The 13,209-nt window shown below is 60.6% G+C and carries 11 protein-coding genes; 7 read left to right on the top strand and 4 right to left on the bottom strand.

All coding sequences use genetic code 11. The features are described 5' to 3' along the window. Nucleotides 1–43: 43 nt before the first annotated feature. Nucleotides 44–1,699, bottom strand: a complete 1,656-nt coding sequence (ettA, locus tag Q1A91_RS03670) for an energy-dependent translational throttle protein EttA (RefSeq protein ID WP_299872972.1) — start codon at nucleotides 1,697–1,699, stop codon at nucleotides 44–46. A gap of 51 nt (nucleotides 1,700–1,750) precedes the next feature. On the opposite strand from ettA, the gene Q1A91_RS03665 reads away from it, so the two are divergent. The 3 genes from Q1A91_RS03665 to Q1A91_RS03655 all read left to right on the top strand — a co-directional run bounded on the left by Q1A91_RS03665 (nucleotide 1,751) and on the right by Q1A91_RS03655 (nucleotide 4,207). Further along, nucleotides 1,751–3,061, top strand: coding sequence for an alpha/beta hydrolase (locus Q1A91_RS03665; RefSeq protein WP_299872969.1), 1,311 nt, complete (start codon nucleotides 1,751–1,753; stop codon nucleotides 3,059–3,061). Continuing rightward, nucleotides 3,058–3,540, top strand: coding sequence for an MOSC domain-containing protein (locus Q1A91_RS03660; RefSeq protein ID WP_299872966.1), 483 nt, complete (start codon nucleotides 3,058–3,060; stop codon nucleotides 3,538–3,540). The genes Q1A91_RS03665 and Q1A91_RS03660 overlap by 4 nt, the downstream gene beginning before the upstream one ends. A gap of 67 nt (nucleotides 3,541–3,607) precedes the next feature. Further along, complete coding sequence (locus tag Q1A91_RS03655; protein ID WP_299872963.1) at nucleotides 3,608–4,207, top strand: nicotinate-nucleotide adenylyltransferase; 600 nt, start codon at nucleotides 3,608–3,610, stop codon at nucleotides 4,205–4,207. Here Q1A91_RS03655 and Q1A91_RS03650 read toward each other — a convergent pair. Beyond that, complete coding sequence (locus Q1A91_RS03650) at nucleotides 4,190–5,014, bottom strand: DMT family transporter (protein WP_299872960.1); 825 nt, start codon at nucleotides 5,012–5,014, stop codon at nucleotides 4,190–4,192. The genes Q1A91_RS03655 and Q1A91_RS03650 overlap by 18 nt on opposite strands. 85 nt (nucleotides 5,015–5,099) lie before the next feature. Between Q1A91_RS03650 and dacB the strand changes: the two genes are divergently transcribed. Continuing rightward, nucleotides 5,100–6,617 carry a D-alanyl-D-alanine carboxypeptidase/D-alanyl-D-alanine-endopeptidase gene (dacB, locus tag Q1A91_RS03645; RefSeq protein ID WP_299872957.1) on the top strand — a complete coding sequence of 506 codons (1,518 nt, stop codon included), beginning with the start codon at nucleotides 5,100–5,102 and terminating at the stop codon, nucleotides 6,615–6,617. 3 nt (nucleotides 6,618–6,620) lie between these two features. On the opposite strand, the gene Q1A91_RS03640 is transcribed toward dacB, so the two are convergent. Next, a complete protein-coding gene (locus Q1A91_RS03640; protein WP_299872954.1) occupies nucleotides 6,621–7,043 on the bottom strand; it encodes a tellurite resistance TerB family protein in 423 nt (140 codons plus the stop codon). A 119-nt stretch (nucleotides 7,044–7,162) separates the two neighbouring features. Here Q1A91_RS03640 and Q1A91_RS03635 point away from each other — a divergent pair, with 119 nt between their 5' ends. The 3 genes from Q1A91_RS03635 (at nucleotide 7,163) to Q1A91_RS03625 (ending at nucleotide 12,299) form a co-directional block, all read left to right on the top strand. Then, complete coding sequence (locus Q1A91_RS03635; protein WP_299872951.1) at nucleotides 7,163–8,743, top strand: lysine--tRNA ligase; 1,581 nt, start codon at nucleotides 7,163–7,165, stop codon at nucleotides 8,741–8,743. A 60-nt stretch (nucleotides 8,744–8,803) separates the two neighbouring features. Next, nucleotides 8,804–9,217, top strand: coding sequence for a DUF4864 domain-containing protein (locus tag Q1A91_RS03630; protein WP_299872947.1), 414 nt, complete (start codon nucleotides 8,804–8,806; stop codon nucleotides 9,215–9,217). Between the two features lie 793 nt (nucleotides 9,218–10,010). After that, nucleotides 10,011–12,299, top strand: coding sequence for a glycosyl hydrolase family 28-related protein (locus tag Q1A91_RS03625; protein WP_299872946.1), 2,289 nt, complete (start codon nucleotides 10,011–10,013; stop codon nucleotides 12,297–12,299). 38 nt (nucleotides 12,300–12,337) lie between these two features. Here Q1A91_RS03625 and Q1A91_RS03620 read toward each other — a convergent pair whose 3' ends face one another. Further along, complete coding sequence (locus tag Q1A91_RS03620; RefSeq protein ID WP_299872944.1) at nucleotides 12,338–13,009, bottom strand: hypothetical protein; 672 nt, start codon at nucleotides 13,007–13,009, stop codon at nucleotides 12,338–12,340. Between the last annotated feature and the right edge of the window lie 200 nt (nucleotides 13,010–13,209).

The raw sequence follows: 13,209 nt of genomic DNA, 5'->3' as shown, positions 1-13,209 counted from the left end.
GTTCAGCCGGGAAGGAAGATGGGTGCAAGCACCCATCCTACGTTTACCGCACGAATTTCTTGTGCTTCATCCGCTTGGGCTCCAGCGCATCGGCACCCAGACGGCGCTTTTTGTCTTCCTCGTAATCGGTGAACCCGCCCTCGAACCACTCCACATGGGCGTCGCCTTCAAACGCCAGCATATGCGTGCAAATCCGGTCAAGGAAGAAACGGTCGTGGGAGATCACCACCGCGCAGCCGGCGAAATCGACCAGCGCGTCTTCCAAGGCACGCAGTGTTTCCACGTCCAGATCGTTGGTCGGTTCATCCAGCAGCAGCACGTTGCCGCCTTCTTTCAGAAGCCGCGCCATGTGCACGCGGTTGCGCTCCCCTCCTGACAGCAATCCAACTTTCTTCTGCTGGTCGCCGCCCTTGAAGTTGAAGGACGAACAATAGGCGCGGGAGTTCACTTCCGCGTCGCCCAGTTGGATCAGTTCCGCGCCGCCGGTGACAGCTTGCCAGACGGTATCTTCGGGGTTCAGATCATCACGGGACTGGTCGACGTAGGACAGATCAACGGTATCGCCGTATTCAATCGTGCCCTCGTCGGGTTTCTCCTGCCCGGTCAGCATCTTGAAGAGCGTGGATTTACCTGCACCGTTGGGACCGATCACACCGACGATGCCGCCGGGGGGCAGGTTGAAATCAAGGCCTTCCACCAGAAGCTTGTCGCCCATGGCTTTCTTGAGGCCTGCAACTTCGATCACCTTGTTGCCCAAACGCGGGCCGTTTGGGATGACGATCTGCGCGCGGGTCAGTTTTTCACGCTCTGATGTTTCGGCCAGATCGTTGTAGGCGTTGATTCGGGCCTTGGATTTGGCCTGCCGCGCCTTGGCGCCCTGCCGCATCCATTCGAGTTCACGCTCCAGCGTCTTTTGCTTGGATTTGTCCTCACGCGCTTCCTGCTCCAGCCGTTTGGCTTTCTGCTCCAGCCAGGCGGAATAGTTGCCTTCGTAGGGCACGCCGCGGCCCCGGTCCAATTCCAGGATCCAGCCGGTGATGTCATCAAGGAAGTAGCGGTCGTGGGTGACGATCAGGATTGTGCCCTTGTAGTCAATGAGGTGCTGTTGCAGCCAGGCGATGGTTTCGGCGTCAAGGTGGTTGGTCGGTTCGTCCAGCAGCAGCATATCCGGCGCTTCCAGCAGCAGCTTGCACAGCGCCACGCGGCGCGCTTCCCCCCCTGACAGATCCGCGATGTTGGCGTCGTCAGGCGGGCAGCGGAGCGCTTCCATGGAGACGTCGATCTGACTGTCCAGGTCCCAGAGGTTCTGCGCGTCAATGTCGTCTTGCAGTTTGGCCATCTCATCGGCCGTCTCGTCGGAGTAGTTCATGGCCAGTTCATTGTAGCGATCAAGGATGGCTTTCTTGTCTGCCACGCCGAGCATCACGTTCTCCCGCACGGTCAGGTCCGGGTCGAGTTTGGGTTCCTGCGGCAGGTAGCCCACCCGCGCGCCCTCAGCCGCCCAGGCTTCGCCCTGAAAGTCCTTGTCCATGCCCGCCATGATCTTCAGCAGCGTGGATTTGCCGGCGCCGTTGACGCCCACAACACCGATCTTCACACCGGGAAGGAAGTTCAGGTGAATGTTTTCAAAGAGTTTTTTGCCACCCGGATAGGTCTTGGAGACACCGGACATGTGGTAAACGAACTGATAGGCGGCCATGGGACGATTCCTGTCTGGTCAAATGGAGTTGGCTCTCGCAATATCGCGGCGATGGAACAAGATCAACGCAGACCTCTTTGGGCCGTGGTGGCGCAGCTTCTGGGCGTTGTCTTGTTGTGTGGATGCTCCACCGCGGTGGGGCTGTCGCAGACGCCTAATCTGTATCTGGGGGGACGGACCTATCCGGACAAGGCCGTGCCTGCGGTTTTGCAGGTTATTGATCCGCCGATGTTCTTTGTCACGGATCGCATGCCCCTTGGCGGGCAGGGGCGGGTGACAGGCTATGGGGCCGGACGGTCGGATGCGATGGCCTTTGGCCGCGCAGATGTGCAGTTTCAGGCCGGCGGCTGGGCAGACCTTGTGGAGCGCACCTATGTGGACCGCGGTCGGCGGATGTCGCGGCTGGATGTGGCGCGGGTTGAGGAAATCGTTCGGTTCCCGCTGATCCCGTTGCAGATGCGGCGGTCGGACGGCGGATTGCGGGTGACCGACGAAGCGCAGCGTGCCTATGGCGCGCAGGAGGATGCGTTCAAGGCGGCCGTGCAGGCGGAGGTGAAGCGCACCGGCAATGGCCGGGTGCTGGTCTATGTGCATGGCGTGGGCAATGATTTTGACAACGCCCTCCAGACATTGGCGAGCCTTTGGCATTTCTCCGGTCGGCGGTCGACGCCTGTGGCGTTTACCTGGCCTGCGGGGAATGGCGGTGCGCTTGGCTACTTCCGGGACCGAGAGGCGGCTGATTTCAGTGTGTTTCACGCCAAGGAGTTTCTGCGGCTGATTGCCGAGATACCGGAGGTGGAGGACATCGACATTGTCGCCCATTCGCGCGGCACCAGTGTGATGACGCAGGCCCTGCGGGAAACGGTCATTTATCATCAGGGGCGCGGTGTGCCACCAAAGCTGGCGATGAAAACGGGCACATTGATCCTTGCGGCTCCCGATCTGGACACCGGTGTGGCGCGCCAGCGGATCGCATCAGAGCGTGTGTCGGAGGCATTTGAGCAGGTCAATATCTATGTGAACCCCGACGATACCGCGCTGCGGTTGTCGTCGTTTCTGACCAAGTACCCGCGTATCGGTGCCGCGGAGAAACAGGACTTCGGTCCGGGTGAGCTTGCACAGTTGCGCAAGGAAGGACTGGTGCATTTTATCCGGGTGGAGGGGGCCAGCGGGTCGCACAGCCATTCGTATTTCCGGCAAAACCCGGCTGTCCTGTCCGATATCGTGTTGGCGCTCAGGACCCGCGCCTTTCCTGGCGGCACATTACGCCCGCTTGAGGAAGACGCGGATCTGTTCTGGCGGTTGCAGCCGAATTACCCCCTTGACCGGCTGCCGGATCTGGAGATCGAGCCGGGGCAGTGAGTGCGTTTCAGGAGATGATCAATCGGTATGCCCGGCCCGGTGTGGTGCAGGGCATCTGGCTGCGCCCGGCGCGTTTGATTGAGCCGGTGTGTGTGGAGCAGGCGCTGCTCACGGAGGGTGGTTTGGAAGGGGATCACGGGCGTGCGGGAAAACGCGCGGTCACGTTGATACAGGCAGAACATCTGGCGGTGATCGGTGCGATGCTGGGCCAGCAGGCGGTTGATCCTGCCCGCCTTCGGCGGAATTTTGTTGTTGCCGGTTTGAACCTGAATGCGCTCAAGGGGCGGCACTTGCAGATCGGGGATGCTGTGCTTGAGATCAGCACAATCTGTGCGCCGTGCAGCCGGATGGAGACCGCGCTGGGCCAAGGGGGCTATGCCGCGATGCGGGGGCATGGCGGCTGGTGTGCGTCGGTGGTGTCAACCGGGGTTGTGAGTCTGGGCGTCGCGGTGGTGCCGTTGCCGGTGACGGGTCATTGACAAAGGGCGGCAATCCCCCTCCTTTCGGCTTTTGAAGTCAGTCGGAGCCCCGTAGTTGCGCCATACCATGCCATATGCCACGCCCGGTCAGGTGATCGGGCTACTGGGCGGATCGTTTGATCCGGCCCATGCGGGCCATGCGCATATCACGCGCGAGGCGCTCAAACGGTTCGGGTTGGACCGGGTGTGGTGGCTTGTCAGTCCCGGCAACCCGCTGAAAGACCGGGGGCCTGCGCCGATGGCCAAGCGGATTGCGCGGGCGCGTGCGGTGATGCAGCATCCGCGTGTCGAAGTGACCGGGATCGAGGCGCAGCTGGGCACCCGCTACACCGCGCAGACGCTGAAAGCGTTGCAGATGCTGTACCCCCATGTGCGTTTTGTCTGGTTGATGGGGGCCGATAACATGGCGCAACTGCATTTGTGGCAGGACTGGCGACAGATCATGGAGAGCGTGCCGATTGGCGTGTTGGCGCGTCCCGGCCAGCGGATTTCCGCACGGATGAGCCGGGCTGCGGCGCTCTATGCACCGTACCGGATACCGGGGCGGTTCGGGCATCTGCTGGCGCAAGCGGAGGCACCTGCGTGGTGCTTTGTGAATGTGCCGATGAACGACGCGTCGTCGACCGCGATCCGGGCGCGGGGCGATTGGTCAACGGAGCCGGGTTGAGGCAAGCCCTGCGCTGATGATCACGATCAGGCCTGCCCATGTCCAGACGTCCGGCAGATCGGCAAAGACGATCCAGCCCAACAGGACCGCAGCAATCAGCTGGAAATAGACGAGTGGTGCCAGCCGTGTTGCTGGCGCAAGGCGGTAGGCATAGAGCAGCAGCAGATTGCCCAGCATCGAACACAGTGTGGAGGTCAGGGTGAGCGTGGCGGTTGCCGTGGTCAGCGGCGGCAGGGTGCTGAGGCCGAACGGAAGAAGGGCCAGCGCACTGATGAAGAGCTGGCTGAAGGTCAGGGCCATGGGCTTGCCCACGTCCGACAACCAGCGCGACATGGTCAGGAAGGCCCCGTAGAAAAGGCCTGCAACCACCGCCCAGATCACGCCCGGTTCGCCGCCTATACCGGGGCGGACAACCATCAAGACGCCCATGAATCCCATTAAAATCAGGCCGCTGCGTATCCAGGTGACAGGTTCCCGCAGAAAGATCGCGGCAAGGATGTAGCTGATCATCGGACCGATGAAGAAGGCGGCGAAGACGGTTGCGATCTCGGCTTTTTGCAGGGCGAACTGGATGGACGTCAGCCCGCAGGTCAGGCTGAGCGCGCGGAGCCAGACCCGCTTGTCCCGCAGCAAGGCCAATGTGCCGCTTGGCAGAAAGGGCAGCACCATCAGCGCACCGAAGGCAAAGCGGGACCATGCGACAAACACCGGGGAAACGCCCATTTCAGAGCTCAGGACCTTGCCTGCCGCATCCCCGGCGGGGATCAGCGACATGGCAACAAACATGATCAGGACGGCGCGTTGCATGACGCGCCCTAACATGTCGGTGTGTTGGTGAAAATGTGTATCGTGGGCGGTTGTGTGCAAACCCTCTGTGGGGTTTAAAAGAACCATGGGAAGAGGGATGTCACGGCGGGGATTTTTGCGCAGCGGTGCGGCGTTGATGGCGTGCGCGCCTACTGCGGCTTACGCCTCGCCGCCTGATACGTCACTGCGCCCGGTGCTGCGGGCAGATGACCTTTTCAAACGCGCGATCCCGGACGCAGAAGCGATTATTCGGGGCGAGAAGCTGACCGGGCGGGTGGCTTTTGCCGTGGCGGATGCGGCAAGCGGGGATTGGCTGGAGTGCGCCCATGAACATGCGGGCACGCCGCCTGCCAGTGTAACAAAGGCTGTAACAGCGCTTTATGCGCTCGACACCTTGGGGGCGGAGCACCGGTTTGAGACGCGGGTGTGTGCGCTGGGGGGGCTTGTCGACGGCGTGGTGCAGGGCGATCTGGTCCTGATCGGCGGCGGTGATCCCACACTGGACACGGACGGGCTGGCCGGTATGGCGGCAGCGTTGAAAGAAGCCGGTGTGCGCGAGGTCAAAGGCGGTTTCAAGATTTACGAAGCGGCGCTGCCCGTTACGGTTGAGATTGACCCCGATCAGCCCGATCACGTTGGCTACAACCCTGCGGTTTCGGCGCTGGCGCTAAATTACAACCGGGTGCATTTTGAATGGAAGCGCGGAAGCAATGGCTATGGGGTCACCATGGATGCCCGGACGGCGAAGTATCGTCCCGCTGTGGCCATGGCTGCGATTCAGGTCAAGGACCGGAGCGTGCCGGTCTATACCTATGAGAACCAGGGCGGCAAAGACCGTTGGACAGTCGCGCGCGGCGCGCTGGGCAAAGGCGGGGCGCGTTGGTTGCCGGTGCGCAAGCCGGGGCTTTATGCGGGCGATGTCTTTGCCACATTGGCCCGGTCGCACGGTATTCGGCTGAAACAGCCTGAACTCATCGACAGCTTGCCCAAGGGCGGGGACGTTCTGGTGCGGTGGGAAAGCGGCCCGTTGCGCGGGATCCTGCGCGATATGCTGAAGTATTCAACCAATCTGACCGCTGAAATGGTCGGGCTTGCCGCGTCAACGCGGCGGGCGGGACCATTGGCGGGATTGCGCGCCTCTGCGGCGGAAATGAACGTCTGGGCGGCTGAGACGTTGGGCATGGCGCGCCCCGCCTTGGTGGATCACTCCGGGTTGGGGGATGACAGCAGGTTGACGGCCTTGGACATGGCCAAGGCCTTGCTCAAGGTGCAGGAAGGGCCTTTGCGGCCGATCCTGAAACCCTTCCGGTTGCGCGACAAAGAGGGGCGGCCGATGACGGATGGGGCCATAACCGTTGATGCCAAGACGGGAACGCTGAACTTCGTCTCATCCCTTGCGGGCTATATCACTGCGCCCACCGGGCAGGTGATGGCCTTTGCGATTTTTGCCGCAGACGGGGACGCCCGCGCCAAGGTGCGCCCCGAAGATCGTGAACGCCCGCCCGGCGCACGGACCTGGAACAGGCGCGCCAAGCGCGTGCAGCAAGGTCTCATTGAACGTTGGGCCGCGCTTTACGGCAGCGAGCAGACCACGCAGCTTTAAAGATCAGGACAGGTGGCGCGCCCGTGCCCCGCGTTCGATTGCGGCGGCATGCAGGCGGTCGATCTCAAGCTCATACCGGATTTCTTCCAGCAGGCGCAGTTCTGTTTCCTCCAGCGTGCCATCGGCGGCCGCCACGTCACAGGCCAGCGCATACCCGGTTTCAAACAGCCGTTGGGGCAGTGCTGCCTTGATGAGACCAAAGAGCGCATCAAGCCCGTCTTCCTGCTCAAACAGGTCAAAGACGGTTTTGCTGACGATGCTCAGGCGGTCCTCGTCGTAGTCGGCGAAAATCGGCAATGTACTGACCGAAGACTGGATCTTGAGCAGTTCTACGGTCCCGATATCGGCGTCTGAGACGGAAACAGCCACCATGAGGGCGACAAGGCAATCTTGCGCGCTGAGCGAGAGGGAGGGGCTGTCTTGCATGAGGTGTCCTTTGGGGGAGGGATGTTGCGGTGCAGAATATTGACCCTTCCCCGGTGACGCAATAGGTACGCGGGCAGTCTGGCGCATGGGGCGCCCTGGCGGAATATGGATGATCCGATATGTCTGAGACGCGCGATGCAGCGATGAGCAGCAAGGCCTGGCCTTTTGAAGAGGCGCGCCGCGTCCTCAAACGCTACGCATCAAAACCGCCGCAGAAGGGGTATGTCCTGTTCGAGACGGGCTATGGCCCGTCCGGCTTGCCGCATATCGGCACCTTTGGCGAAGTGCTGCGCACCACGATGATCAAGCGCGCCTTTGAAGAGATTTCCGATATTCCGACCAGGCTGGTCTGTTTTTCGGACGATCTGGACGGGATGCGCAAAGTGCCGGGCAATGTGCCCCAGCAGGAGATGCTGGCCGAGCATATGCACAAGCCTTTGACCGCCGTGCCGGACCCGTTTGGCACGCATGAGAGTTTTGGCCATCATAACAACGCCATGCTGCGTCGGTTTCTGGACACCTTTGGCTTTGAGTATGAGTTCTATTCTGCCAAGGAGTTCTACGAAAGCGGGCAGTTTGACGAGATCCTGCTGCGCGCGGCAGAGCGGTATGACGAGATCATGGCCGTGATGCTGAAGTCATTGCGCGAAGAGCGCCGCCAGACCTATTCGATTTTCCTGCCGATCCACCCGGAAACGGGCCGTGTGTTGTATGTGCCGATCAAAGAGGTGAATGCCAAAGACGGGACCATCACCTTCGACACCGAAGACGGGGTTGAGATGACCCTTCCTGTGACCGGGGGTAATGTGAAGCTCCAGTGGAAGCCTGACTTTGGCGCGCGCTGGGCGGCGCTGGACGTCGATTTTGAGATGTACGGCAAGGAACACGCCACCAACACGGCGATCTATGACCGAATTTGCGAGATCCTTGGGGGCAAGAAGCCTGAGCATTTCAGCTATGAGCTGTTTTTGGACGAGAATGGGCAGAAGATTTCCAAATCCTCCGGCAATGGCATTTCGATTGACCAGTGGCTGACCTACGCCAGCACGGAATCGTTGAGCTATTTCATGTATCTCAAGCCCAAGACGGCCAAGCGGATGTATTTTGATGTCATCCCCAAGGCTGTGGATGAGTATCACCAGCAGCTGCGCGCCTATGAGACGCAGGACGAAAAAGCGCGTCTGAACAACCCGGTATGGCATATTCACGGTGGTGATGTGCCGACCTCGGATATGGTTGTGCCGTTTTCGATGCTGCTTAATCTGGCGTCTGTGTCGTCGGCTGAGGACAAGTCGCAGCTTTGGGGCTTCATCCAGCGATATGCGCCGGAGGCCTCACCCGAGACCAATCCGGGCATGGATGCGGCGGCAGGGCATGCGGTGCGGTATTTCAATGACTTCGTGAAGCCGCAGAAGGTGTTCCGGGCGCCAAGTGATCTGGAACGTGAAGCGCTTGAAGAACTGCGGGACAATCTCAAGACCTGGGACGGCGGGTTGGATGCCGAAGCCTTGCAGAGCATGGTTTTCGCCGTGGGCAAGCCGAAGTTCGAGCCGTTGCGCGACTGGTTTACCGCGCTGTATGAAGTGCTTCTGGGCGCATCGCAGGGGCCGCGGTTTGGGGGCTTTATCGCGCTTTATGGCGTGGAAGAGACGATTGCGCTCATCGATGCGGCCCTTGCCGGAGAGCTTCTCTCAACCTGATTTCTTGCCTCCCTTTGTGCGCGCCTTACCATCATGGCATCGCACATGGGGAGACAGGATATGCGTAAAGGTTTGATTGCCATGCTTGGCGGGCTGCTGATGTCGGTGTTTCTGGCCGTCACCGCGACCGCGCAGCAGGCAGAGATTGAAGGCACCATCACCAGCCAGCTTGAAGCGTTCAAAGTGGACGATTTCGAGCAGGCGTTCACCTATGCCACGCCCACCTTGCAGAGGCTGTTCAAGACACCGCAGAACTTTGAGCGCATGGTGACGCAGGGCTATCCCATGGTCTGGCGTCCTGCCGAGGTGACCTATCTGGAGCTGGCCGAACAGCGCGGCGCGCTGATCCAGAAAGTGCAGATCGTGGATGCCAAGGGGTTCAAGCACCTGCTGGCCTACCGGATGATCAAGACAGATGCAGGTTGGCGTATCGGAGGGGTGCAGATCCTGGATTCGGAGAGTGTGACAGCCTGAGATGCTCCCGTTCGGGCAGGGGCACGGCACTTAAGACAAATCTCCTAAAATCCCTTTCAAACTTTACGCTTTGTTAAGGGGTTAGCCCCTAGTCCTGACGGCATGGGCTATAGAATTCCATCTGTGATGGTGATCGTTTTGGCGGCTTTTGTCTGCGCTGCATTTGGCGCGGCGGGCCATGCAACGACTTTGCAGGCGACGGATGTCCCGTTGGAGCAAGAAGTGCCGGGCAGAACATATTGTCACTGGTCCGTTTCCTCAGGCGGGCTGTATGCAAGGGGGTCGGATGCCTTTGGTGATTTGTGTCATTGTGACGCGTTCTGCGCGGCCTATGCGCAGCGCACAGACATCACAGGCAAGGCTCTGAGAGCGCGCCTTTTGCCGCGCGTGGAAGGACACTGGGGCCGCAGGCGCGGTGTGTTTGCGCAGTCTGTCTTTCGGGTTCCGCCAACGTCCTTCAGGCAGGGTATCTTGTGGGCGCCTTGCAACGGGAACTGCTGGCAGCGCACGACAAGGCGTGGGTCTGCGCATGTGGTGCGCGTCAGAGCGCCTGTACAACCTGTGCCACTGCCGCCTGCGCTCGGGATGCTTGTGCTGGGCCTGAGCGTGAGCCTGCTTGGCCTGCGCCGCCGTCGCGCATTGGGTGTTGCGCGGCATACGCGCGCTGCGGTGCGGCCCACTTAACCCCTTCCCGTTATTTCCCTGTTCCGTCCCGACGGCTGTCGGGCTTCAGCGCAATCAGACGGATGTCTGCGGGCCGGGGTGGCCGCAGGTGCCGGAGAAGGGATTTGAGATGAGCAATGCGACAATCAACGGTGCGGCCCTGATGCCTGCACCCTACGCCGATGGTCTGGATGTCTATTCAAGGGGCAACGGCACACCGGGAACAGATACCTATCAAAGCGCACCAAATGCTGCCTTTGTGCCTGCGGATCAGGACTTTGGCGGGGCTTTGGAGATTTTCAAATCCGAAACCGTGACCCGCTTGCGCTTCATGGGGCAGACGCCGCTGGAGCCGGGGTGCTATCTGCGGATCACGGCGCGGGTCAAGGCGGTCAGTGGCACACTGCCGCTGGTGCGCATTGCCGGGTATCCGGCGCAAGGCAACGGCAGTGTCGTGCCGGATGTCTTGCAGAACGCGCCGCCCATCCAGCTGACCAGCTACGGTGAGGTGGTTGAGATCAGCGCGATTGTCGGGGCAGGGGCGCGCGACGGTGTTGATATGGTCTGGGGCACAGATGCGGTCTACGGGCACTTTGGCATCGACCTGTCAGGGCCCAACGGAGGCATTGTGCGGGTTGATGATCTGGTGATCGAAGACGTCACAGCCGCGTTTCGCGGAGAGGTGCTGGCCACGGTCGATGTGGTTGACTATGGCGCGATTGGCGACGGGACCACGGACAACACGGCCGCCTTCGAAGCTGCAAACATCGCGGCAGAAGGTCGGACCATCCTCGTCCCTGACGGGGTTTTTCGTTTAAACGGGGATGTCACAATTGATACGGACATTCGTTTCGTCGGCCATGTGACGATGCCGACGGCGGCAGTGCTTTTGCTGCGCTGCAACTTTGATTTGCCCAATTACATCGATGCCTTCGAGGATGAAGAGCTGGCCTTTCTGAAGGCGTTCCAGGCGCTGCTGAACAATTCGGATCATGAAACGCTCGACCTCAAGGGGCGCAAGGTGAATGTGACCGCACCGCTGGATATGCAGGCGGCTGTTCCGGATCGCACCAGTTATGCCACCCGGCGGGTTGTTCGGGGCGGGCAGTTGGAGGCCGCAAATTCTGCCGCGTGGGATACCGAGGAGGTAACGTCGCAAGCCACCTATTCGCCCGGTGATGCCCGGACCCTGAGCAATGTGACCAACGTGGCCAATGTGCCCGTCGGTGCGCTGGTTGAGGGTACAGGGGTGGGCCGTGAGGTATATGTGCGTGCCAAGAACGTTGCACTTCAGGAAGTGACGCTGAGCGCGCCGCTGTTTGACGCGGCGGGGACGCAGAACTTCACCTTCCGGAAGTTCCAGTATCTGATCGACTTCTCCGGCTTCACCCAGCTTGGCAAATTCGTCATGGCAGACATGGAGTTTCAGTGTAACGATCGGTGCAGTGGCATCATGCTGGCGCAGACCGGCAGTACCTTCCATGTGCGCGACAGCTTCATCAGCCGTCCTGCGGATCGCGGGATTACCTCTATCGGGACGGGGTGTCAGGGAATGTTCATCGACCGTTGTCAGTTCCTGTCGGCAGAGGACGCACTGCCTGTGGCGAACCGCCGGACGATCGGGTTCAACACCAATGCCAATGATGTGAAAGTCCGCGATAACCGCGCCACCCGGTTCCGGCATTTTGGGTTGCTGGCTGGTGCGAACAACCTGATCCTTGGCAATCACTTCTTTCAGGGGGACGCGATAGCAGGCGGTATCCGGTCTGCCGGGTTGATCCTGTGTGCGCAACACACCAGCTCCATTGTGTCGGGCAACTACGTCGACAACTGCTTTATCGAATGGACCAACGAACAGGATCCGGCCCCTGAGTTTAACACCGAGTTCTCCTTTTCGGCACTCAGCATCACGGACAATGTCTTTTTGTCCGGTGATGTCGCGCCGTGGTTCAGCTATCTGGTGGTGAAGCCGCATGGGGTGGGGCATTTCCTGAGCGGCGTGTTGATCACCGGCAACCGGTTCCGCAGCATCAACGGGACCATTGACCGGGTGGACCGGGTGGATACCACCTTTGCCGATCTTGATATTGCACGGTGCAAGAACGTGGTGATGACCGGGAATTCATATCACGGTGTCACCGCGCAGGTCGAAACCCCGGCGCATATCGAGTTCACGCAAAACACCGAGAGCAACGCCTGGCAGATTGATGCGTCGGATTATCTGCCGTTCGGGGGGCAGGCCTTGAAGGTGGACAGCATCACGCCGATGGGTGGGATCCGCAATGCAAACAACGTGCGCCAGTACGATATGCCTTACGTTGACGTGGCACGGGGCGCGGACAGGCGCAGCATCCAGGTCGTCTGGCCCTCCGATGTGCGCGGCAGTGTGATGGCTGTGGTCCGGATGGACGCGCGCTAAGGCGCTCCATCGCGTTTCGGGGGAGACCCGGAAACGCCTCAGAAAGTGCGCCAGAGGCCCAGCTTGAGGGCGGTACTGCCGGTATCGTCCAGCGGGGTCTCGGCGCCGATTTGAATGCGGTATTCCCTGCCGCGCGGTTGCAGAACGAGGGAGGGGGCGATGCTGGCGGATGCGGTGCCGTCAAAGTCTGTCAGGTAGAGTTGCAACATCCCCGTGGTGACTTCTGTAAACCCCATGCCGATGGTGCTGTCGACCTTTAGCGTGCCCTGCGACGTTGTGATGTCCCAGCGGTAGGAACTGTCCACCGACACCCAGCCGTACCGGTCCCCCCATTGCAGACCCCGACCCCAGGAGAGCCCGATTTTCACATGGGGTTGCACAACGCTGTCGTCCCATGTGGCGCCAAGGCCGAGTTCATAGGCCCATTTGCTGGTCTTGTCGGGATCACCCAGCGGGCGGCGCATGAAGAGGGTCGCAAAGCCGTCCTGCACCCCCAATCGGTCATGGGCAATGCGCACATCCGCGCCGAGCGTCAGGTCAGGGCGCAGCCCGTATTCCAGATATGATGTGTTGGCGATGTCCTGATCCGCCGTGATGGTAAACGCCGTGGAACTGAACGTCTTGCCCTTTTCGCGCAACCAGGCGCCAGCCTCTGCCGAACCGGCAGAGAGCGCGAGCAAACAGAATGAAACATATAGATTTTTCCGCACGGGAACCCTCCAGACGAGGACGGTGGCGGGTAATTGGTTAACAAAAGATTAACGGGACTGATTTCCCATGGAGCGCAGTCGTGGTGGCAGGCATTTTTGTAGATATGTTGTGATTTTGTGGCGCGGTCGGATGCGGGTCTGTCAGCACCGAGCGCAGTTTGGGCAAAAACCCGCGAATTTGCAGGATATTCGGATCCATG

The sequence above is a fragment of the uncultured Sulfitobacter sp. genome (assembly GCF_947500075.1).
Taxonomy (GTDB): domain Bacteria; phylum Pseudomonadota; class Alphaproteobacteria; order Rhodobacterales; family Rhodobacteraceae; genus Sulfitobacter.
The sequence above is the reverse complement of the archived record's forward strand: the minus strand, read 5'-3'. Positions and strand labels throughout refer to the sequence as shown.

Bases quoted from the DNA above. Each gene is read 5' to 3' on its own strand.
- Q1A91_RS03630 (WP_299872947.1), top strand. From the start codon at position 8,804: ATGCGTAAAGGTTTGATTGCCATGCTTGGCGGGCTGCTGATGTCGGTG.
- Q1A91_RS03655 (WP_299872963.1), top strand. From the start codon at position 3,608: ATGCCATATGCCACGCCCGGTCAGGTGATCGGGCTACTGGGCGGATCG.
- Q1A91_RS03625 (WP_299872946.1), top strand. From the start codon at position 10,011: ATGAGCAATGCGACAATCAACGGTGCGGCCCTGATGCCTGCACCCTAC.
- dacB (WP_299872957.1), top strand. From the start codon at position 5,100: ATGGGAAGAGGGATGTCACGGCGGGGATTTTTGCGCAGCGGTGCGGCG.
- Q1A91_RS03665 (WP_299872969.1), top strand. From the start codon at position 1,751: ATGGAACAAGATCAACGCAGACCTCTTTGGGCCGTGGTGGCGCAGCTT.
- Q1A91_RS03635 (WP_299872951.1), top strand. From the start codon at position 7,163: ATGTCTGAGACGCGCGATGCAGCGATGAGCAGCAAGGCCTGGCCTTTT.
- Q1A91_RS03650 (WP_299872960.1), bottom strand. From the start codon at position 5,014: ATGCAACGCGCCGTCCTGATCATGTTTGTTGCCATGTCGCTGATCCCC.
- ettA (WP_299872972.1), bottom strand. From the start codon at position 1,699: ATGGCCGCCTATCAGTTCGTTTACCACATGTCCGGTGTCTCCAAGACC.
- Q1A91_RS03640 (WP_299872954.1), bottom strand. From the start codon at position 7,043: ATGCAAGACAGCCCCTCCCTCTCGCTCAGCGCGCAAGATTGCCTTGTC.